The organism is Anabaenopsis sp. FSS-46 (assembly GCF_029891665.1).
GTDB lineage: Bacteria > Cyanobacteriota > Cyanobacteriia > Cyanobacteriales > Nostocaceae > Anabaenopsis > Anabaenopsis arnoldii.
In genome coordinates, this window is the sequence record NZ_JANQDG010000152.1 from 17,955 (window position 1) to 38,685 (window position 20,731).

Annotated in this window: 20 protein-coding genes, 1 tRNA gene and 1 pseudogene; 13 read left to right on the plus strand and 9 right to left on the minus strand. The window is 42.6% G+C overall.

Annotated elements, in window-relative coordinates; translation table 11 throughout:
- The first annotated feature begins 117 nt into the window (after positions 1–117).
- The 5 genes and pseudogenes from NWP21_RS18350 (at position 118) to NWP21_RS18370 (ending at position 4,972) form a co-directional block, all read left to right on the plus strand.
- The gene (locus NWP21_RS18350) at positions 118–819 is read left to right on the plus strand and encodes a response regulator transcription factor (RefSeq protein WP_280793800.1); all 702 of its coding nucleotides are present in this window, start codon (positions 118–120) and stop codon (positions 817–819) included.
- A 159-nt stretch (positions 820–978) separates the two neighbouring features.
- Positions 979–1,659, plus strand: coding sequence for a hypothetical protein (locus NWP21_RS18355; RefSeq protein ID WP_280793801.1), 681 nt, complete (start codon positions 979–981; stop codon positions 1,657–1,659).
- A gap of 370 nt (positions 1,660–2,029) precedes the next feature.
- Positions 2,030–2,701 carry a hypothetical protein gene (locus NWP21_RS18360; RefSeq protein WP_280793803.1) on the plus strand — a complete coding sequence of 224 codons (672 nt, stop codon included), beginning with the start codon at positions 2,030–2,032 and terminating at the stop codon, positions 2,699–2,701.
- A gap of 177 nt (positions 2,702–2,878) precedes the next feature.
- Complete coding sequence (locus tag NWP21_RS18365) at positions 2,879–3,700, plus strand: hypothetical protein (protein ID WP_280793804.1); 822 nt, start codon at positions 2,879–2,881, stop codon at positions 3,698–3,700.
- 401 nt (positions 3,701–4,101) lie between these two features.
- Positions 4,102–4,972 (plus strand): annotated as a pseudogene (locus NWP21_RS18370) (IS630 family transposase).
- Positions 4,973–5,074: 102 nt separating this feature from the next.
- On the opposite strand, the gene NWP21_RS18375 reads toward NWP21_RS18370, so the two are convergent.
- From NWP21_RS18375 to rsfS, 4 genes are all read right to left on the minus strand, one after another.
- Positions 5,075–5,151: transfer RNA gene (locus tag NWP21_RS18375), tRNA-Met, on the minus strand.
- 48 nt (positions 5,152–5,199) lie between these two features.
- Entirely contained in the window at positions 5,200–6,153 is a 954-nt protein-coding gene (locus NWP21_RS18380; protein WP_280793805.1) for an asparaginase, read from the minus strand.
- Between the two features lie 83 nt (positions 6,154–6,236).
- A complete protein-coding gene (locus NWP21_RS18385; RefSeq protein WP_280793806.1) occupies positions 6,237–6,737 on the minus strand; it encodes a CGLD27 family protein in 501 nt (166 codons plus the stop codon).
- 5 nt (positions 6,738–6,742) lie between these two features.
- Positions 6,743–7,195 carry a ribosome silencing factor gene (rsfS, locus tag NWP21_RS18390; RefSeq protein ID WP_271732177.1) on the minus strand — a complete coding sequence of 151 codons (453 nt, stop codon included), beginning with the start codon at positions 7,193–7,195 and terminating at the stop codon, positions 6,743–6,745.
- 226 nt (positions 7,196–7,421) lie between these two features.
- Here rsfS and NWP21_RS18395 point away from each other — a divergent pair, with 226 nt between their 5' ends.
- Positions 7,422–8,060 carry a DUF3318 domain-containing protein gene (locus tag NWP21_RS18395; protein WP_271732178.1) on the plus strand — a complete coding sequence of 213 codons (639 nt, stop codon included), beginning with the start codon at positions 7,422–7,424 and terminating at the stop codon, positions 8,058–8,060.
- Between the two features lie 60 nt (positions 8,061–8,120).
- Here NWP21_RS18395 and NWP21_RS18400 read toward each other — a convergent pair whose 3' ends face one another.
- On the minus strand, positions 8,121–8,894 hold the full coding sequence (locus NWP21_RS18400; RefSeq protein WP_280793807.1) for a 7-carboxy-7-deazaguanine synthase QueE: 774 nt from the start codon (positions 8,892–8,894) through the stop codon (positions 8,121–8,123).
- Between the two features lie 222 nt (positions 8,895–9,116).
- Between NWP21_RS18400 and NWP21_RS18405 the strand changes: the two genes are divergently transcribed.
- Entirely contained in the window at positions 9,117–10,121 is a 1,005-nt protein-coding gene (locus NWP21_RS18405; RefSeq protein WP_280793808.1) for an anti-sigma factor antagonist, read from the plus strand.
- On the opposite strand, the gene NWP21_RS18410 is transcribed toward NWP21_RS18405, so the two are convergent.
- On the minus strand, positions 10,118–11,560 hold the full coding sequence (locus NWP21_RS18410) for an AAA family ATPase (RefSeq protein WP_280793809.1): 1,443 nt from the start codon (positions 11,558–11,560) through the stop codon (positions 10,118–10,120). The two genes, NWP21_RS18405 and NWP21_RS18410, sit on opposite strands and share 4 nt — an antisense overlap.
- Positions 11,561–11,761: 201 nt before the next feature.
- On the opposite strand from NWP21_RS18410, the gene NWP21_RS18415 reads away from it, so the two are divergent.
- The 4 genes from NWP21_RS18415 (at position 11,762) to NWP21_RS18430 (ending at position 13,989) form a co-directional block, all read left to right on the plus strand.
- Positions 11,762–12,610, plus strand: coding sequence for a DNA methyltransferase (locus tag NWP21_RS18415; RefSeq protein ID WP_280793810.1), 849 nt, complete (start codon positions 11,762–11,764; stop codon positions 12,608–12,610).
- A gap of 23 nt (positions 12,611–12,633) precedes the next feature.
- Positions 12,634–13,134, plus strand: coding sequence for a helix-turn-helix domain-containing protein (locus NWP21_RS18420; RefSeq protein WP_280793811.1), 501 nt, complete (start codon positions 12,634–12,636; stop codon positions 13,132–13,134).
- A 65-nt stretch (positions 13,135–13,199) separates the two neighbouring features.
- Positions 13,200–13,694: an IS630 family transposase gene (locus NWP21_RS18425; RefSeq protein ID WP_280793813.1), complete on the plus strand. Its 495-nt coding sequence runs from the start codon at positions 13,200–13,202 to the stop codon at positions 13,692–13,694.
- Positions 13,678–13,989 (plus strand): hypothetical protein, encoded by a 312-nt coding sequence (locus NWP21_RS18430; RefSeq protein ID WP_280793814.1) that lies wholly within the window; start codon positions 13,678–13,680, stop codon positions 13,987–13,989. Before NWP21_RS18425 ends, NWP21_RS18430 begins: the two co-directional genes overlap by 17 nt.
- Positions 13,990–14,093: 104 nt before the next feature.
- Here NWP21_RS18430 and NWP21_RS18435 read toward each other — a convergent pair whose 3' ends face one another.
- Both NWP21_RS18435 and patD read right to left on the minus strand, forming a co-directional pair.
- Positions 14,094–15,746 (minus strand): ABC transporter ATP-binding protein, encoded by a 1,653-nt coding sequence (locus tag NWP21_RS18435; RefSeq protein WP_280793815.1) that lies wholly within the window; start codon positions 15,744–15,746, stop codon positions 14,094–14,096.
- Positions 15,747–15,895: 149 nt separating this feature from the next.
- A complete protein-coding gene (gene patD / locus NWP21_RS18440; RefSeq protein ID WP_271734017.1) occupies positions 15,896–16,249 on the minus strand; it encodes a heterocyst frequency control protein PatD in 354 nt (117 codons plus the stop codon).
- Between the two features lie 272 nt (positions 16,250–16,521).
- On the opposite strand from patD, the gene NWP21_RS18445 reads away from it, so the two are divergent.
- A complete protein-coding gene (locus tag NWP21_RS18445) occupies positions 16,522–18,792 on the plus strand; it encodes a bifunctional (p)ppGpp synthetase/guanosine-3',5'-bis(diphosphate) 3'-pyrophosphohydrolase (RefSeq protein WP_271734016.1) in 2,271 nt (756 codons plus the stop codon).
- 35 nt (positions 18,793–18,827) lie between these two features.
- On the opposite strand, the gene NWP21_RS18450 is transcribed toward NWP21_RS18445, so the two are convergent.
- On the minus strand, positions 18,828–19,874 hold the full coding sequence (locus tag NWP21_RS18450) for a hemolysin family protein (RefSeq protein WP_271734015.1): 1,047 nt from the start codon (positions 19,872–19,874) through the stop codon (positions 18,828–18,830).
- A gap of 119 nt (positions 19,875–19,993) precedes the next feature.
- On the opposite strand from NWP21_RS18450, the gene NWP21_RS18455 reads away from it, so the two are divergent.
- Positions 19,994–20,710: a class I SAM-dependent methyltransferase gene (locus tag NWP21_RS18455; protein WP_280793816.1), complete on the plus strand. Its 717-nt coding sequence runs from the start codon at positions 19,994–19,996 to the stop codon at positions 20,708–20,710.
- Positions 20,711–20,731: the final 21 nt, after the last annotated feature.

Below are 20,731 nucleotides of genomic sequence, written 5' to 3' on the forward strand. Positions count from 1 at the left end.
ATCAACTGCCCTTTAATCCCTCCCTTTGATACATTTATACACACAATATTAAAGTACAATATGCAAATCAATTAAAGGCTATATCAACCATTTTACCCTTATTTTTGTTCTCTGATTATGATTACTATACTTCTAGTCGAAGATGAGAATCTCATCCGCCAAGGCTTAAAGGCTTTGCTGCAAAGCAATGCAGACTTACAGGTTGTTGGTGAAGCCGAAAACGGTATCCAAGCCATTGAACAGGTAGAAATATTAAATCCAGATATCGTGATCATGGATATTAATATGCCCGAAATGGATGGAATATCAGCCACTCAAATCATCACTCAAAGGTTTCCCCAAACTAAAGTGATCATCTTGTCTAGCTTTGACAATCAGCATTATGTGCATCAAGCCATCAAGTATAACGTCAGTGCCTACCTGCTTAAGAATATCTCTCAGGAAGACTTAGTACACTCCATTCGTCTAGTTATTAAGGGCTACACCGGGTTTAGCCCCGGTGTCTTCCAAGGGTCAACATTTGGCTTTCAAAATCTTACCGACATAGGTCAACCAAATTTACCCACCCATGGCAACATACAGTTAACACCAGAACTAGATAAGTTAAGCAAACGAGAGCGAGAAGTTCTATGTTTAATAATTATCGGCTACACTAATCGCCAAATTGCCGAAAAACTTTTTATTTCCGAAAGAACAGTCAAAAATCATGTCACCCGGATTTTAAATTCCTTAAATGTCTCTAGTCGCTTTGACGCCGGAAAGTTAGCTAGTCCGTTTTTATCTGTTTTATTAACTCCTCAAAACATCCATAATTATTAGGTACTAGTACCGTCTTATTTAATCGCTAATTTTTTGGTACTAAATTTAGGATGGTAGGATCGATGTGATTTACAGACACAGATACTTATAGTGTTACTCACGTGATTAAAAATCACGTATGAAAGAAAAATAACACTCATTAAATGAAAAGAATCATTTATGTCTAACTTATTGCGCAAAGCTTCCATGCTGACCGGTATGGTAATCGCATCCGGTTCTATGATGTTGGCTGCAGCTCCTAGCTACGCTGGTAACGAAATCCAAATGGAAGCGGTGGCTGATGTCATCCCCGCTTGCGACATTCTCGGTCAAACCGTTGGTAGACTTGTTGAGTCCGTTCCTGGTGATGGTTCCGGCGGAGCAATCTTGACCCGCGGTCGTCTAGTTTCTGCTCCAACACGGACTGTAACAACAGCCGGTTTTGAACCTGAAAACGGAGCAGGTCAATTAGCTTATGTGGGCTTATCCTGCACCGGTGGTACCAACACCCTTGCTACCGTTACCTCCCCTGTGCAAATCAGTGGTGAAGCTTTAGATATCAACGTCGCCACCACTCGGATGTACGCTGCTACTACCGTTGTTGAAGCCGCTGAGGTTGTCACCCAGACCGTAGACGCTTTAAACACTGACTTTGAAGACGCTAACCCCGTCGCCTCCGTAACTAGCGGTGCTGACGGAGCAGTTGCTACCAGTGACGCTGCACTGATCCTGGGAGAAAACTCAGCATATGCTCAACCTGGCGCCACATTTGGATTCGGCTTCAACATTGAAGTTAACGGCGCCCGGATTCCTGCTGGTCAATATGGTATCGCCACAACCTTAACCGTAGTTCCTCGCTAATCTCTAGTTCTACAACCAAACCTGCAGGTAAGTGTACAAGGGGTGCGTTCATATGTTAGTTTTACCTATGGCTGCACTCCGGTTTTTTACCCCCAAGGCTTAAACCGCTGGTTAGGCAGCCGTTGGCAAGTGTGAGCCAATGTCAACAGCAAAACCACTTAATTTTTAATTAATAATCGCTACCACTGGTAAATAGGTAAAGTATCGCAATTATATTGATACTTAATTAATTTCCTTCAATCAATATAGCACCACTCCCATCATTGTTACTTCCTAGATAGCTAATTGTATCGATGTCATGCGGGTTGAAACTTGCCTAAACTATTCCAGTGTGACTAGGAAATCACCCAGCCGTCTTGAGGCAATTACTATGTTGAATTGGGCTTTACTGCGCAAAATACCAGTACCGAGCATTATTCTAGTTTCTCTGACCATGGTGTGGGCGACTCCCGCCCAAGCAGGTAACAGAATTCAAATTGAAGCCATTGCAGATGTCATCCCCGCCTGCGACATTCTCGGTCAAACCGTAGGTAGACTCGTAGAGTCCATAGATGGGGATGGTGGAGATATTCCAGATGAAGAATTCACCCGTGGTCGTCTGATTAGTAGTCCAATCAATGGCGACGGATTTCGCAACGGTCGTGGTCAGTTGGCTTATGTGGGCTTGTCTTGTAACTTCGGTGGTAACAGCACCCTGGCGACTATTACCTCCCCTTACCAAATTTCCGGATCACCTAAGCTACCCCTGCTGACAGCCACAACCCGGATGCATATTGCTCGATTGCGTGTTCCAGCGGACAGGATAATTACCAGGACTATCACTGAATTAAACGAGGCATTTACACAATCCAACACTGTAGCCGCGGTCGTGGGGGATCAGGACGTTAAAACCAGCAGCGCTAGTTTGATTTTGGGAATCGGTTCCGCCTACGTAGATCAAAACGGTGTATTTGGATTTGCCTTTGACATTAGCACAGACCTCGAGCGTATTCCCGCTGGTCAATATGGCTTCGCTACCATGTTAACCGTAGTTCCCAGATAAGCACTCAGATTTTGTTGAAGGTTGAGGGTTGACGGTTGACCGTTGACCGTTTTCCACCCTTACAAGAGGGGATTAAGGGGGGTAAAAATCCGGAAACAAAATTACTTTTTACCATGTCACAATTATTGTTAATCTAGTACCATGGTTCCGAAGTAATTCTTACCATAAATAACCGATATGTGGCGACAATTTAAATACATAAGTTTTTTAGCCCTAAGTTTGGGTTGTGCATTATTAATCGTCTTATTTTCCCTACCCACCCAAGCTCAAGTCAGTATGTCCCCCTTGATGGTGGTCATGGATGTGCAAAACGGGCAAGCACAACAACTAATCACCGTTCGCAATCGTACAAACAACCCCTACCGCGCACGAGTCTACGCTGAACCCTTTACTTATACCTCCAATGGCTTAGAGTCACTCAAAAGCAGTGACATGGACCTTACACCCTATCTAGTCTTTTCACCTAGGGAAGTAGAACTGCAACCCAGAACAGAAAGGAATGTGCGCCTAGTAGCCAGAGTCCCCCGGGAAATTCAAAACAAAGAACTCCGCGCCGTCCTCTATGTCCAAGACCTCCGAGAAGTAGCATTAACCAGCCCCGACTCCATAGCCCAAGCCGCCATCAGCAGCCGCATTGGTATGCCCATCTATGCTAGAAGTGGCGATGTAGCACCCGACTTAAACATCCTTAAGGCTACCTACGACCCCGATAAAAAGCGAGTCGCCATCAGAGTTAAAAATACCGGCTCAGGCTCCACCCGCGCTTGGATAAATTGGACCGTATCCGGTACCGGACAACAACCCCTGGAAGGTAGAGAAACACCCACCTCCATAGTGGCAGTTTCCGAAAGAGATGTTTACATCGAAAATAATCCCAACCTGCAAAATCTTAAACCAGGTACTTACGAATTTAAAGGTTCTCTAGAAACCGAACGGGAAAAGAATAACCTCACCTTTCCCTTCAGCCTAACCATCACAGTACCCAACCCCAAAACTTAAAAATTACCTAAAAACCCTGACAAAAACCTTGACTATGGGTCGGGCCTCCCCTTACAAGGGTAGGTTTTTTACATTGTCGTGAGGGCAAGACTTGGAAGACAAGGAAGTGATGACAAGGCGTGAAAAAATACCCCTTTAAGAGCTATTAAAAGCAATTGATTGAGTATTGGAGGTGGGAATGGAAGCCATTTAAACAAATGCCTTTGCCATTAAGTAAATCAGCAATAATGGTGAGTAATCCTTGCAGAAAACAAGAAATTCGACGGCCAGTTTCCCGGACAACAGAGGGTTTGTTTGACTGATGACGAAGAGGAAGTTGTTCTATAGCAACCGCCAAGGTAATTTAAGCATAAACTATAAGTAGTCCCTTTTCATGTGAAGCGATCGCTTAGTACAGGTATATGCCCAAGCCGTACAGTTACGACCTTCGTCAAAAAGTAATCCAAGCGATTGAACTCGATGGCTTGAAAAAAACTCAAGCCAGTCAAATGTTTAATATTAGTCGCAACACCATCACCCTATGGTTGAAGCGAAAAACCGAAACGGGGGACTTCCAAGCCTTGCCTAGTCAGCGTCCTGGGAATGGTCACAAAATTACCGATTGGGCAAAATTTCGTGAGTTCGCTTCCGTACATGGCGATAAAACCCAAGTAGAGATGGCCTCACTTTGGCCTGGAGAAATTAGCGATCGCACAATCTCAAGAGCTTTGAAAAAAATTGGTTTTACGCGAAAAAAAAGACTTATGGCTATCGTGAGCGCGATGAGGTTAAACGACAGGCTTTCGTAACGCAGTTGTCTAAGTTACCTGTGGAGAAGATTGTATACCTCGATGAGTCAGGAATGGACAACCCAGACCAGTATGATTATGGTTGGAACCCAAAAGGGCAGCGATTCCATGCAATGAAATCAGGTGGTCGTGAAGGTCGGGTGAACATAATTGCCGCATTATGCAACCAAAAGCTGATAGCTCCTTTCACTGTTGAGGGTGCGTGTAATCGAACAGTGTTTGAGACTTGGCTTGAAGCTTGTTTGCTTCCCACACTCAAACCGGGACAGGTTGTGGTGATGGATAATGCCACATTTCATAAAGGTGGGCGCATTCAACAACTGATTGAGTACGCAGGGTGTGAAGTGTTCTACCACCTTATTCTCCAGACCTGAATCAGATTGAAAAATGTTGGTCTTGGTTAAAAAGTCGAATCCGCAAAAAACTTGAGCAGTTTGATTCTTTACGAGATGCCATTGAGGATGTCTTGCTTTTTGCGTCCTAACCTCCTTGGCGGTTGCTATACAACTAGGGTGGATCCACAAGTCACAGAAAAAACAAAACCCTGGGAACAATAAAGTTACCAGGGTCTTATTTATCTTTGATGTGGTGGCGGGAAGTGGATTTGAACCACTGACCTTCGGGTTATGAGCCCGACGAGCTACCAGGCTGCTCTATCCCGCGTCGCTTCTTGACCTTTACAGTATAACCATAAAGCCAGAAGTTTGTCAACTATAAAAATGATAATTCTCCAATGACTTCTAAACGCTTGTATTTACCCAAAATCATAAACTGCTCACTCAGACTTTGGGCGGCGCTGGGACTAATCCAACCCATTTGTTGCAGTAGGTGAATAGCCACGGCATATTTAGCGCGTTTTGCCCCATCCATGACCTTAATAGTTAGCCCCATACCTTCCCCCAGCCTGCCGATACATTGCACTCCTTCGGCACCTGACTTACTGATGAGTTCGCCGGGGGCTAAACCCATGAGTTCGGTGTCAAATTCCCCTACACCGGCTACCATGGCGGGGTGATGAGTCATAGCCCGGACAATGCGCTCCATATCGACATTGCTACTAGAAGCCAACAGAGCATATAAGGAGGCCATTTGACTGATTTGCATTAAATAGGTGGGAGCGCCGCAGTCATCATGGGCGCTGAGGAACTCCTCGGCCGGCATACGTAGCAGTTCGGCGACTTTGCCTAAAACCAGCTGCTGTACGGGGTGCTTACGTTCTAAGTAGTTGTGTAAAGGCCAATGGCGTTGTTGACAAACAGCTAACATCCCGGCGTGTTTACCGGAGCAGTTATATTCTAGGGGGCTATTTTTACCTTCAGGTTGGGGACATTGGAGAGATTGGGGGTCAAGGTCAGCGCGCCAGAGAACATTAAAGACTTGTCTGACCTGTTGGATGGTACCCTTGTGGGAACTGGTAATTATAGCCAAATCCCGATCGCTCAGATTATAGCGTTCTAGGGTGCCTGTAGTAGTAACTGCCAGTGCTTGAAAAGGTTTGAGTGCGGAGCGGACAAAGGCGGTAGTTTCGGAGTTACCAGCCACAGACAGCACCCGTCCCCGGTCATCGCAGACAACAGCCTGGACTATATGGCGAGATTCGACAATTCCTTCCCGTAGGAGACGGACTTCCAGAGGTATGGCTTGAGTGCGTTTTCCCATTGTCATGGGTGAAAATTTATTACCTTTTGTGATGAATTAGATGATTTAATTGTTAGTCATTGGTAACTTACCAATGACCAGATGAGGATTTATGAGAATTGCCAAACTATAGTACCAATAGCAAACATTCCCGCCAAGACAGCGGCAGTAAATGTTAACCGCTGGAGAATAGGCTTAATTTCGTAGGAGACAATTAAGCGATCGCGCATAATTACCTCTTGGGGCTTAGTCCAGGTTTGGCCATCATACCACCCCGACTCTTCATAAAACACAGTGGGATTATAGAGGCGATCGCGAATATAAAGCCAGCCCAAGAACAACCGAGCCAGCACCAAAATCACCCCCACACTAGCACCTGCGGAACCACAGAGGAGAAAATGGGCCAGATGTTTATGTGGGGGGAAACTAGCCGCGGCCACTGGACCTGCCACCAACCAAGACAAACTCCAAATCCCCACCAGCCTTGTGATATAATCGCGCCTATTCAAGATACAATCACAAAATAGCCAAGATGTTTTTAACTGTTCATATTCATTGAGCGGTTGTTGCTCGATAGGAACTGGACAATAAGAAACCGAAGGCCTAATCATGTTAGCTAACCCCCACCCTGTTGAGAACTTGTCAGAGAAACGTGTTCTGCATGACCCCAGAATGCTTCTAAATTATAAAATTCCCTCTCTGTAGGCATCATGACATGAACAATCACCTCACCGTAATCGAGCAGCACCCAACTAGCATCAACCTTACCCTCACTGTGGAGAGGTAGCCTTTGCCAATCAGCCTTTACCTGAGCCTCAATAGCATTGGCGATCGCCCTGACCTGTACCCGAGAATAACCGGTCATGATCACAAAGTAATCAGCCAGATAAGAGACATCTGCCACCCTGAGAACTAAGATATCACCCGCCTTACGTTCCTCAGCAGCAGCGGCGATAGTCGCCGCCAAATCTTCACTCACCTCTTTGGTTTCAGCCTTAAGTCCCCGGATTGCACTTTTGATCTGGGAAACGGACTGTAATGGTAAATTTCCTTGGAAATAATCAGACATTAAACCTCAGGTGTTTTGTCCATTGTGTTACAATTCTACCCAATCACCGACCTACTTGCCAACAAACTGCCTGGCAAGTGTGATGTGTTGGTTTTTTTGCATCCTAACAAAAAAACGGGGTTTCTGGTTTAAAATGCACATTAACAGAGCTAACCAGTGAGCAAGCCAATCATCACTGAAATAGCTATACTCCAAAGTATACTGAATTTTTCTAGGGCTGGACTTTATGACATCCTACGCAACCTCCTTTGCTAGAGCAGAAATGGGCGAACTGCGGCGCTTAAAAGGCTTACTACCGCCGGAATTACAAAGCTGGGTGACAGTTGAAGGAACAACCGAAGTTAACCCACCCCTAATCCGCTGTGAAGAAATTAGTAAAGACCAAGTAGAAATTCAAATTGACTTGGTGAAATGGGATGCTCTAGCAATGGATCAGCGCAATCTATTGTTTTGGCACGAAGTAGCGCGGATTCAAAATGATACAATTCCTAAAGATGGTTGGGAAATGGCAGCATTAGCCATTGGGTTAGGCGGTGCCGTGGGTGAATTGTGGGTACAGGATGGATTATTGCTAGTATTAGCCTTAGCCCTGTGTGGAGTTTCCGGCTGGCGATTATATCAAAAAAATAATGGCGAAAAGCAAATCAGAGAATTAATTGCTGCGGACGAAAAAGCGATCGCCCTAGCGACCCGTTTTGGTTATAGCTTACCTAACGCCTACAAGAGCCTAGGTAGCGCCTTAAAAACCATGATTGACACAACACCTAGTAAACGCCAACGGACTCGCTACGAAAACCGACTATCTGCCCTCAAACGCAGTGCAAATAAAGCCAAAGCCAAATCTAGAAGCAGCGACGAAGGCTGACCGTAAAAACAGGGGGGCGGCAAACTCCCCCGAAAAATTACCAAAAAATAGACGTGTAACTTACAATTGATTTAACATCTTGTGGGTTTGAGGTACAACCCTAACCTGGGGTACCAAAGGTTTAATCATAGCTTGCCATAATAAAACCTGTTGGGGAGTAGGTGCTAAGACACCCCCCAAAGGTGTCACCGGTTGTAAAAATATGGGAATATCTGGACTCACACCCGCCACCAATTCCGCCGAGCGTTGCAACTCCGCCGGGTCTGTATTCTCAGAAATAATTATCTTGACAAAAACCTCAACTTGTGCATCAAAGCATAATTGTAAAAAGTTTGTATGTTCTAGCCAATAGGTTTCACCGCTGACACTAGGCAGTTTTAAATCCATACCCACAGAGTCCAGATAGGGCAAAATCATAGCCAGCTGTTCTGGGCGATGTCCTCCAGACTCCAAATATATAGGCAATTGGGTAAGAGATCGCACCGGGGGCAAAAATTCCTTTAAAAAGGCTGCATGAAGCAGGGGTTCGCCGCCAGTGAGGCTAATGCTATCGTGGAGAAAAGGTAAATTTTGCCGTTCCACCCATGCCATTAAAGTGGGGAGAGGGACAGGGTTAGAGTGAAATTCAAAGTCGCGCAATCCAGGCGATCGCTCTATGCGACAATTAACCGGTGCATTCCAAGTATGAACGCTATCGCAGAAGTGACAGCGCAAGTCACATAAAGCAAAGCGAATAAAAAGTTGACGGGTCCCAACATGAAATCCTTCCCCTTGAATAGCAGAAAAGACCTCCATCAGGCGTGCTGTAGATTTTACCGTAGTTTTAGCAGTCATGGGATATGAGTAACGCGATCGCGCTGCGTCGGCACAAAAGCGGGTATGTTTTCTTTACTTCTTGTTCTATTGTGAATCGTCGCGGGCAATATCGGCTCTAATCTTCATCAACTAACTTCTGAATCCTTCAGTCCACAGATATCAGACAAAGTTAGGTAACCTGCTAGGACAAAACAATTTTTCCCGGCCGAAATTTAGATAGAAACGAAAGTGCGGAGCCTCATGACTACCCAACTCACACAGGAAGACTTTTTAGTAACTTCCTTCCAGGAAACTGTAATAGTGCGGATACCAGCCCGGTTAAGCGTACTTGAGGCGGTTAGCTTTAAACAGACCTGTGAGGATTTAATTCAAGGAAACACCCCTCCCAAAGAGATTATTATTGATTTTGAGCAAACTACTTTTATGGATAGTAGTGGCTTAGGAGCCTTAGTCAGTAACTTCAAACAGACCCGTGTAAAAGGGATTAGTTTAACCTTGCGGAATATTACCCCCCAGGTAATGGCCGTACTCAACCTCACAGGGCTAGATCAAGTCTTTCCCATAGAGTCTAGCAGGGAAATTACAGAAGCTGAAAACCTCACACCTAACCAGCGCCTGGAACAATTACCACAGACTCATCCCTCAATAGCATCTTGGATGAAAAGATTTATAGATATTATCGGCGCAACAGTGGGTTTAGTAATTACAGGAATTTTATTTATACCCATAGTCCTAGCGATTAAACTCGATGACCCCGGCCCCATCTTCTTTAGTCAAGTCCGCTGCGGTTGGATGGGAAAACAGTTTAAAATTTGGAAATTTCGCTCCATGTGCGTAGATGCAGAGGCGAAAAAATCCCAAGTTAAGAACGAAGTCGAGGGAGCATTTTTTAAGAACGAGAACGACCCCAGAATTACAAAAGCAGGTAAGTTCTTACGGCGTACCAGCCTAGATGAACTACCGCAATTTTGGAATGTCCTCCGGGGAGATATGAGCTTAGTAGGTACTAGACCACCCACACCGGACGAAGTAGAACGCTACGAAGTGCCAGAATGGCAGCGTTTAGATGTCCGACCCGGTATGACGGGAGAATGGCAAGTTAATGGAAGGTCTAAGGTACGCAGTTTTGAGGATGTGATTCGCCTAGATTTGCAGTATCAAAAAAATTGGAGCTTACTATATGATTTTAACTTAATTCTCAAAACCATCGCCATTTTATTTAATAAAAACAGTGGCGCAGCTTAAGTAACTTTACTTAGTTTAGTAGTCATATCCCCGACTTCTGGAAGAAGTCGGGGATCTAAGATATATTGCTGTAAATAACCCAGAAACACTGAATCTAAACTAAACATGACTGTATCCGCTGCTATGTTTTTAATCAGATAACGCTGAGATAATGATTGTAAGCCATTGATTAACTCTGTAGATGACAGTGATAAATTTTTCCGTAAATATTCCCTAGATACAGGTTGTTGAGATTTACTCATTCCTAAAACTATTTTCTGTTCTATAGGTGATAATCTCTGGAATAACTCAGTTAAATAAATATTCATATCTTGAGTAATTACTAGGTTATTTTCCCCTAAAAACTCCCTCACACTACCAGCAAATAAATTGCTGATTAAACCAGCAATATCGCCCAGATAAATAAAATTACCGTTATAGAGTTTGATTAGTTGTATTAATTCCTGTTCCGAATGGGATGTTAAACCCATACTTTGGAGAAAGTCTATATTATATAAACCCGACAATTCCCAACATTTACTTACAGATAAACTGGGGAATAATTCCTGATTTCTACAACGAATATTTGGAGGTTGTTCTTGACTAATTAGAATTATAGTGCTTTGATGTTCAAATTCTGTGAACATCTGAAATAACCCTTGATAATCTTGATATTGAGGTTGATATTTTCCTGCAAATTCCCCGCGAGTAAATAGGGTTTGGACATCATCAAAGACAATTAAGCACTTTTGCTCGCGCCATAACTGGGAAAATTGGTAGATGAGAGATTTATCAGGTAAATTAGGTGTGATAGTTCCCGAATATTCTGTAATGACTTGATGTGATAACTCATTCACGGAAGATGGATATATTTTGAGATTTCTCCAGATAATTAATTCAAATTTCTGTAAGTTGATATCAATAAACCTTTTAACTAAGGTGGTTTTCCCAGTTCCCCTTTGTCCCAATATGGCTATTAAGGGAATATGATCATTTAATGTCCAGTCTTGTAATAATTCTAGCTCTTGTTCTCTTCCGTAGAACTGGGTAACTTTTGGCGCTAGCTTTAAATCATAATAAGTTTTTATAGGTTTTTCAGTGTTATCAGGTTGATTCGGTGGTTGATTTTGGGGATGATGAGGTTTTTCATAGTTAGAATACCAAGTAATATTATTATTTCCATAATTAAGAATTTTAGAAAAATCTCTAACTCGTTCTAAAGTCCAACAGAAATTAGACTTATTAATATTTTCTCCCAAGTGTTGAGATAAGATTTTAAATAACTTGCGACTTTCATCACCAATATAACCCTCATCGTAATCATAGGTTTCTGCAATTTGTTTATAAGTTCTTCCTTTAAACACCTCTTCAATAATCTTTTTTTGTAAATCATCTAAATGCTGTTCTGTCTCACTAAAGACTAAATTATCTACAAATTGTAAAATTTCTGCAACATTCATAAAACCTAGACTCAGTAGCACCTGTAGGAATTATAACTTAAGTTGCCAGGAGATAATCAGGTTTTTTCAGGTATTTGGTTAATATTTTTTAATATAACATCAGATAATATCAGGTATTTTCTACTACAGCAAAAAACAATTTAAGTATAAAAAGGGTTAATCAGGGTTCAACTAAGCAAAGCAGCATACCACAGAAACATCATGGTTAATCAACTTTATTATGGAGATAATTTAGAAGTTTTAAGACGCTATATAAAAGATGAGTCTGTTGATTTATGTTATATTGACCCGCCTTTTAATTCTAAACGCAATTACAATCAAATTTACAATAATATTGGCTCAGAAGATAAAGCCCAAGCTCAAGCATTTATAGATACATGGGAATGGGACGACCACGCCATACATGGAATAGAGGAAATTATTACTAATTACCATGGTTTATTTACTCAGCAATGTATTGATTTAATTACTGGGTTAAGGAATGTTTTAGGGAAAGGTAGTTTACTTGCTTATTTAGTGAGCATGACTTTAAGAATCACGGAGATTCACCGAGTTTTAAAACCTACGGGTAGTTTTTACCTACACTGCGATCCTAATGCGAGTCATTATTTAAAGTTAGTATTAGATGCTGTTTTTTGTTCTCAGGGTGGTGATTTTAGAAATGAAATTATTTGGAAACGTACATCAGGTCATAATGATTCTGGCAAATATGGTAATGTTCATGATGTTATTTTTTACTATTCTAAAAGTTTGAAATATACCTGGAATCAGGTATATCAAAAATATGACCAAAATTATATTGATAAATATTACAGATATCAAGATGATGATGGTAGAAAATGGATGTCTGGTGATTTAGGCGCGGCTGGTTTAGCTGGTGGTGGTTATCAATATGAATGGAATGGAATAGTTAAACTTTGGAGATGTCCTAAAGAAACGATGGAAAAACTTGATTCTGAAGGTAGAATTTACTACACCAGAAATCGTGTTGCTAGAATTAAAAGATATTTATATCAATTTACATTGAAGTTGCATATAATAGAGATATGAGGGTTAAGTGAGACAAGACAAAAATGGCACGTCAGCTAAAAATAGAAATTACCGAAAGTGCAGACTATCTGGAGAAAACACTAAAACAGACAAGAAGTGCAAGCCAGAAAGAACGGCTACAAATGCTTTGGTGGTTCAAAATAGGACAAGTGCGCTCACATCATGAATTGGCGCAAAGACTAGCACGTGACCCATCAACGATAACAAGATGGTTACAGAAATACCGAGTACAGGGATTAGCTGGGTTACTGAAAATGAAAAAACCACCCGGACAAGAGCCAAAAATCAAAGGTGAGGTACTCGAATCGCTCAAAACTCAATTAAATTCGTCCGCTGGTTTTGCGAGTTACGGAGAAATTGTGAGTTGGCTCAATGACAATTATGGATTAGATGTAAGTTACCGAATGGTACATTACCTAGTGCGATACAAGCTCGGTTGCAAGCTGAAAGTACCAAGACCATGCAGTGTCAAGCAAGACCCACAAGCAATAGAGACATTTAAAAAAACATTGCACAAGCAGTAATAGTTTGGCAAAAACTATTTGGTCAAGGCAAACGGTTACGTTATCTATGTCAAGATGAGAGCCGATTGGGATTAAAAACCGAACCTAGACGTGTTCTGACTAATCCTGGTGTTCAACCAGTAGTAAGAGTTTCATGGAAGCGAGAAAGTTTTTGGCTGTATGGTGTTGTTGAACCATTGAGTGGATGGCATTTTTGCTTGGAATATCCAAAGCTTTGTGGAGAACATTTTCAACAATTTTTAGATGCGCTTTCATCTCAACTCGCAGAAGATATTGCACTCCTTCAAATTGACCAAGCCGCAGCACATTTGACCTCTCAATTGAAGTGGCCTGAAAATATTATTCCTCTGTGTCAACCAGCCCATTGTCCACAACTTAACCCCATTGAAAGATTTTGGTTGTTTCTCAAATCTCAAATCAAAGGACAAGTTTTCAACACACTTGATGAACTTCGCGCTCGCCTCAACGAACTTCTCAGTCAAATCACATCAGAACGTGTTATTTCCTTGACTTCTTATGATTTTATTCTCGAAGCTCTTTTTTATGCAGCTTCAATGTAAATTGATATTAGCACACCTCAACATCTGGCAACACGACAGCTTACCAGCAAAGCTGCAATGGTTGAAACTGCCATCAGAGCGACTTTTGGAGATTCATATCTCTGACAATGATGGGCGGCAGGACATCCATTCTCGGATTACACCTCATACTTGGTGGGTATCGCAGATTACTCAATTTTCACCCGGAGTTCCCATTGTCCTAGAGAGCCGATTGAATCGGTTGCCTGTCTCGGTGGTGCGGCAAGAGTACATACACGTGCAGCGCCTTGTCGCTAACATCGGATTGTTGCCCTGATTAGATTCGCTTAACATTTTTGCCTTCTCACTCACCTGAATTACAAAGCGCACTACACCCCCATAGTTAGAAACCAGGGGCACTGTGCGCGGTTTCTGGTAGACCTAAGAACGAGCTAATAAGGGAGCGGATGCTAGTAAGGTTTGAGTGTAGGGATGTTGAGGATTGGTAAATATTTCCTTTGTACTACCCATTTCTACAATTTTACCATTATGCATAACGGCAATGCGATCGCACAAAAACCGCGCCAACCACAAATCATGAGTAATAAACAAATAAGTTAATTCAAATTCTGCCTTTAATTCTAACATCAAATCCAGCACTTGGGACTGTACACTAGCATCTAACATACTCACAGGCTCATCACAGATTAATAGTTGGGGACGGGTAATTAGAGCGCGAGCAATGGCGACTCGTTGCTGTTGTCCCCCGGATAAATCCGAGGGATAACGTTGATAATAAACTTCTGCTGGTGTTAATCCCACCCTTTCCAGCATCCATAAAACTTCTGATTTTGCTTTTTGTGCATCAGCTAGCTGATGGATAAATAAGGGGTCAGCTATACTTTGTCCCACTGTCATTACAGGATTAAGACAAGCATGGGGGTCTTGAAAAATCATCTGCATTTGTCGCCGTGAAACCCGGATTTCCTGGGGCGATAAACTCATTAAATCCTGTCCCAAAAATTCCACTTTCCCCGCGGTGGGACGAATCAGCTGTAATATTGTCCTGGACAGTGTACTTTTGCCACAACCTGATTCCCCAACTAAACCGAAAATCTCCCCGGGATAGAGTTTTAAGTTAACCTCATCTACGGCTTTAATTGTTTCCCTTGGTTTATTCAATAATCTTTGGATAAAATTCGGTTCTATAGTGTAGTGCTGCTTTAGTTGTGTAATCTGCAAGATTGGTGATGGTGAAGCTTCCCCATTTCCTGGTACAGAGGGCATAGTTTTTACATCTATACTTTGAATATGTAAAGCTGCTTGTAATAGCGATCGCGTGTATTCATGTTGGGGTTGTCTCAATACAGTTTCTGTCGCCCCCATTTCTACCATCTTCCCTTGATACATCACACCCAGGCGATGGCAATACTCCCCCACCATAGCCAAATCGTGAGAAATTAGCAACAAGGCCATATTTTCTTCACTGCATAGACGGCTTAATTCTTGTAAGATTTGCGCCGAGACGGTGACATCTAAACTAGTGGTGGGTTCATCAGCGATAATCAACTTGGGATTGAGCAGTAAAGCCAAAGCAATGGCTACCCGTTGACGCATTCCGCCGCTAAACTCATGAGGGTACTGATACCAACGGCTTGCAGGAATGTTCACTTTTTCTAAAGTGGCGATCGCTTGTGCTTTAGCTTCCCTAGGTGATAATTTTGGTAAATGGGCTTGTAGGGTTTCCATGCAATGGTCACCAATGGTCATCAATGGGTCAAGGCGTGTCATGGGATCTTGAAAAATCAAAGCCAAAGACTTACCCCGAAATTTACGCAACTCCTCAGGTATTAAATCAAACACTGATTTACCCTGAAACCTTACCCGCCCCTGAATGTTACTATCAGGGGGTAACAACCCCATTGCAGCCCTTCCCAGAGTCGATTTACCACACCCCGACTCACCCACCAAACCCATTCTTTCCCCTGCTTGTAAGGTGAAAGATACATCATCAACCGCCCAATTTACTACCTCCTCATTACTTTGAGGATAAGCCACACGGAGATTTTCAATGGTCAATAAAGCTTCACTCATGTAATTTCTGTTAGGAAGATGTTTTTGACACTCACCGCTATACCTTTGACCTCGGAAATTCCTGTTTGGGGAAATAGTTACAAAAATAACTGTCAATTGTCCCACAAATATGAGATCATGTCAGGAGTAGAGCAAAAGGTAAAGAATTGTTATGTTTGCGCCTCTGGTGGTGGTTGCACAATAGCCTCACAGTATTGGATGAGAGTCTGCAAGCGATCGCGAATCAACTTGAGCCTCTCATTAGTCGTGGATGCTTGCCGTGCTCCTTGGAGGAACATGATATCAATTTCCAACAAGCGCAACTGCTTACTGATCTCAGTCTGATATGACTGTACCCGGTAACCCGCATCAGGTAAAGGTACAATCTCCAGGCGAAACACCTGCTGCAACAAAGCCACACCCTTTCGCAGTTCAGGTGGATTGACTGGGGTGACACAGGTATCAGAGCGTATTTGCTCGAGTAAAGTTGCGAGTCTGTGATATTTCTCAAGATTTAGAGACATTCAGTGCTAGTTAAGATAGTATTAGTTTCAATAAATTATCTTTTAAAATAAACTTTCTCAACTTCTGATGACAAACCGCAGTGCCTCAACTCCAGCTTTGAGGTTTTGCCATAATATAGATTTATCATTGCTGTATGGATAATTACCACAGGCAACTAGAAAATTATCCTCATTTTTCTTCTTAACTGTAGCAGATAGGATTTTCCACCCTTCCTGCTACCCATAATCTTCATCTCTCACTTATCTACTGATTACGTTTAATCCCTAATTGTATGAGCAGCACACTTGTAAATTCCACAACTACACTCGCCCTTCCGGAATGGCTTCACAAATGTTTACGAGAGTCATCAGCATATAGGGGTGATCCAGAAGAACAGCAAAAGTATAGTGATGAAGTTTTAATTGGTAAGGCCTTTGAATTTGCCTATCAACTGCATGAGGGTCAATACCGCAAATCGGGAGAACTATATATTAGTCACCCCGTAGCCGTAGCCGGATTACTGCGAGATTTAGGTGGCAGTGCTGCCATGATAGCAGCTGGATTTCTTCATGATGTAGTGGAGGATACAGATGTCACAAGTGAAGACATAGAAAAACACTTTGGAGCAGAAGTACGCCAATTAGTAGAAGGTGTCACCAAGCTTTCTAAAATAAATTTCAACAGCAAAACCGAAAGCCAAGCGGAAAACTTCCGGCGGATGTTTGTAGCTATGGCTAAGGATATTCGGGTAATTGTGGTGAAACTGGCAGACCGTTTGCATAATATGCGAACTTTACAGTATATGTCAGAGTCTAGTCGTCTGCGCACCGCCCAGGAAACCAGAGATATTTTTGCCCCCTTAGCAAATCGCCTGGGGATGTGGCACATCAAGTGGGAACTTGAAGATTTGTCCTTTAAATACCTGGAACCGGAAGCCTTTCGGCAAATGCAGGATCATGTTTCCGAAAAACGGACGGCGCGGGAAGAAAAATTGGCTAAAGCTACAGAGATACTGCGGGAGCGTTTGCAGCAAGCGGGTATTAAATGTCAGGATATCAGTGGTCGTCCTAAGCACCTTTATAGCATTTATCAAAAAATGCAAAGGCAGCAAAAAGAATTTCATGAAATTTATGATTTGGCCGCCCTGCGGATTATTGTCCAGACTAATGAGGAATGTTACCGGGCTTTGGCAGTGGTTCATGATACTTTTCGCCCTATTCCCTCTCGATTTAAAGATTACATCGGCTTGCCCAAGCCTAACCATTACCAGTCGTTGCATACTGGAGTGATTGGGCTGACTGGCCGCCCTTTGGAAATCCAAATTCGCACTGTGGAAATGCATCATGTGGCTGAATATGGGATTGCAGCCCATTGGAAGTACAAGGAAACAGGTGGTTCTACTAGCCAACTCACCAGCGCTGATGAAAAGTTTACTTGGTTAAGACATCTGCTGGAATGGCAAAGTGATCTCAATGACGCTCAAGAATATCTTGATAGCGTCAAAGATAATTTATTTGGAGATGATGTCTATGTCTTCACCCCTAAGGGGGATGTTATACCTTTAAGTCCTGGTGCAACCTGTATAGATTTTGCTTATCATATTCATACCGAAGTCGGTAACCACTGTGCCGGAGCCAGGGTAAATGGCCGCATGGTACCTTTGTCAACTCCTTTGCAAAATGGCGCTATTGTAGAAATTATTACCCAGAAGAACAGCCATCCTAGTTTGGATTGGTTGAATTTTGCGAGAACTTCGGCAGCGAAGTATCGCATTAAACAATGGTACAAGCGATCGCGCCGCGATGAAAATCTGGATCGGGGACGGGAATTATTGGAAAAGGAACTAGGTAAAACAGGTTTTGATAACTTGCTCAAATCACAAGCCATGCAAACTGTGGCCGAAAAGTGTAATTATCACAGCGTCGAAGATTTACTAGCAGGTCTGGGTTACGGTGAAACTACCCTCAACTTAGTTCTCAATCGCTGGCGAGAAGTAGCTAAAGAACAACAACCTGCTAACGTTGTTTCTTTATTTCCCGGTAAAGAAATACCAACAACATCAAAAATTGTCCGCGATACCCCTCCCCTGAATACCCGTCCTTGTGATTCACCCATTATTGGCGTAGAGGGATTGGTATATCATCTAGCTGGTTGTTGTACTCCCCTTCCCGGTGAAGCAATTATTGGTGTGGTCACACGGGGTAGAGGAATTTCTATCCATCGTCAGGGGTGTAGTAATCTCGAAAGTGTGGAGTTTGAGCGCTTAGTACCCGTCAGTTGGAACTGTGCTGTTGAACATATCAGTCGTCCCCAGACTTACCCGGTAAATGTGCAAATCGAAGCTCTTGACCGTGTGGGGGTCCTCAAGGATATTTTATCCCGGTTGAGTGACCAGGGAATTAATGTGCGTCATGCACAGGTGAAAACTTCTATTGATCAACCCGCTTTGATTGATTTAGGAATAGATATACGCGATCGCTTGCAACTAGAGCAAGTGTTTACTCAAATTAAGAAAATGAGCGACATTTTAAACATCCGTCGCCTTGGTCAAATTGACGAATAGTATTTACTAGGCTGTGTTAGAGCAGATTATAAAACTTAGCTGGGATGACTAACATTAATAGACTGCAACATTTTTTCCCGCTTCTTGCGAGCAATTTCTTGTAAATCAACTGTTCTATCAGTCTCATCGACAATTTCACCGGTGATCACTTCTAGTACATCTTCCAATGTTACCACACCAGCCACATCTCCATATTCATCAACCACCACAGCCAGATGTTCCCGCGCTGCGATGAAATTCTTCATCAGTTTATCAGCTCGAATTATTTCGGGAACAAAGTGAACTTTTCTCGCTAAATTAGCAATTTTTTCCTGGTTATTACCTTCAACCATAGCTGTGAGTAAATTATGCTTTAAAGCAAATCCAATTACCTGGTCAATCGACTCATCAACTACAATAATACGGGTATGTTGAGAAGCAATAATGTCTTTTTTTGCGGCTTCAAGAGTGAGATTTCCGCGGATATAAGTTAACATAATCCGGGGTGTCATCAAGTCTGCTGCTGTGACATCATTTAATCTAAATACCCGTTGAATCATTTCTGCTTCATCGCTTTCAATAATCCCCTCTTGTTGACCAATATTCGCCAGCAACTTGATTTCGGCCTCATTTGTGGTTGGTCGCTTTTTGGTTTTAAAAAAGGGTGCAGTGACGTTTTCGATAATCCAAACCAGAGGTGTGAACACTAAAGACAGTCCAGTTACAGGTAAAGCCGTCACCATAGCGATTTGTTCACAATAGCGCTCTCCAATTGTCTTGGGAATAATTTCTGCAAACATGATAATCAACAAAGTAAGTATTGCCGAAAATATTCCCAACCAAGTATCTCCCAAGACTTGACTAGCAATACTACCTGTAATAATACTGCCAACAATATTAAAAATATTGTTCATGATCACAATTGTGGCAATCGGTCGATTCATATTTTCCCGAATTGCCAACAGTGCAAGGGTGGCCGGATGATTGGACTGTGCTAATTGTCTGACTCTCAGGGGAGAAACAGAAAACAACGCTGTTTCCGTAGCAGAACAAAGCGCTGAACCGAAAATCACAACAAATACAATTATTATTAGCTGCAACATAAAAGCTAGGAGTTCTTACCCATTTTATCAAAATCCACAGCAAGATTCCCGCTCCAATCAACAGCATCCTGTTTTAATGTATTTTGGGTCAATATAAATAATAATAGTTTGAGATTCTTATGTCACAAATATTTCCAGGAGAGGTATTCGCTAACACTGCCGATTTTGACAACGGTATTCGCCAACTCTTACCCCGCTATGATGAAATGTTGGAGGTAATTACCGAGTGTCTTCCAACTACAACTCGTCGGATTTTAGAACTAGGCTGCGGTACAGGGGAACTAACCCTGAAAATCTTCCACTGCTGTCCCAATGCGGAAATCACAGCCTTAGATTACTCACCACGCATGTTACAATTTGCTAGGGAGAAAATCACCAATGCTGGATATCAAGAACGGTGGACTGGCATACAAGCAGACTTTGGTGAATGGGCCAATCATCCCGAAAAGTTCGATATAAGTAGCGAATTTGATGCCTGTGTCTCATCTTTGGCAATTCATCATCTCCATGATCAGATGAAGCTGAAGTTATTTCAACGCATTGCTGCGAGTCTTCACCCTGGGGGTTATTTTGGCAATGCAGACCCAATATTACCAGAATCACCTGTACTGACAGAAGTTTATCAGGCCGCACGAGAAAAATGGGCAGCACAACAGGGAAATACTTTAACCGAGGTACGGGCTAGGCTTGGTAGTAGTACTGAGCAAGGATATTCTAGCCAAGACCAACTCGCTACTTTGGAGACACATTTGCAAATGCTCACTCAATCTGGATTTAAAACAGTAGCAGTACCTTGGAAATATTACGGTTTAGCTGTTTTTGGCGGCTGGACTTAACCCATATGAACCGCTTCCGGA

Bases quoted from the DNA above. Each gene is read 5' to 3' on its own strand.
- NWP21_RS18420 (WP_280793811.1), top strand. From the start codon at position 12,634: ATGGCACGTCAGCTAAAAATAGAAATTACCGAAAGTGCAGACTATCTG.
- NWP21_RS18415 (WP_280793810.1), top strand. From the start codon at position 11,762: ATGGTTAATCAACTTTATTATGGAGATAATTTAGAAGTTTTAAGACGC.
- NWP21_RS18395 (WP_271732178.1), top strand. From the start codon at position 7,422: ATGACATCCTACGCAACCTCCTTTGCTAGAGCAGAAATGGGCGAACTG.
- NWP21_RS18410 (WP_280793809.1), bottom strand. From the start codon at position 11,560: ATGAATGTTGCAGAAATTTTACAATTTGTAGATAATTTAGTCTTTAGT.
- NWP21_RS18435 (WP_280793815.1), bottom strand. From the start codon at position 15,746: ATGAGTGAAGCTTTATTGACCATTGAAAATCTCCGTGTGGCTTATCCT.
- NWP21_RS18355 (WP_280793801.1), top strand. From the start codon at position 979: ATGTCTAACTTATTGCGCAAAGCTTCCATGCTGACCGGTATGGTAATC.
- NWP21_RS18365 (WP_280793804.1), top strand. From the start codon at position 2,879: ATGTGGCGACAATTTAAATACATAAGTTTTTTAGCCCTAAGTTTGGGT.
- NWP21_RS18400 (WP_280793807.1), bottom strand. From the start codon at position 8,894: ATGACTGCTAAAACTACGGTAAAATCTACAGCACGCCTGATGGAGGTC.
- NWP21_RS18360 (WP_280793803.1), top strand. From the start codon at position 2,030: ATGTTGAATTGGGCTTTACTGCGCAAAATACCAGTACCGAGCATTATT.
- NWP21_RS18405 (WP_280793808.1), top strand. From the start codon at position 9,117: ATGACTACCCAACTCACACAGGAAGACTTTTTAGTAACTTCCTTCCAG.
- NWP21_RS18380 (WP_280793805.1), bottom strand. From the start codon at position 6,153: ATGACAATGGGAAAACGCACTCAAGCCATACCTCTGGAAGTCCGTCTC.
- NWP21_RS18430 (WP_280793814.1), top strand. From the start codon at position 13,678: ATGCAGCTTCAATGTAAATTGATATTAGCACACCTCAACATCTGGCAA.
- patD (WP_271734017.1), bottom strand. From the start codon at position 16,249: ATGTCTCTAAATCTTGAGAAATATCACAGACTCGCAACTTTACTCGAG.
- NWP21_RS18445 (WP_271734016.1), top strand. From the start codon at position 16,522: ATGAGCAGCACACTTGTAAATTCCACAACTACACTCGCCCTTCCGGAA.
- NWP21_RS18455 (WP_280793816.1), top strand. From the start codon at position 19,994: ATGTCACAAATATTTCCAGGAGAGGTATTCGCTAACACTGCCGATTTT.
- rsfS (WP_271732177.1), bottom strand. From the start codon at position 7,195: ATGTCTGATTATTTCCAAGGAAATTTACCATTACAGTCCGTTTCCCAG.
- NWP21_RS18450 (WP_271734015.1), bottom strand. From the start codon at position 19,874: ATGTTGCAGCTAATAATAATTGTATTTGTTGTGATTTTCGGTTCAGCG.
- NWP21_RS18350 (WP_280793800.1), top strand. From the start codon at position 118: ATGATTACTATACTTCTAGTCGAAGATGAGAATCTCATCCGCCAAGGC.
- NWP21_RS18385 (WP_280793806.1), bottom strand. From the start codon at position 6,737: ATGATTAGGCCTTCGGTTTCTTATTGTCCAGTTCCTATCGAGCAACAA.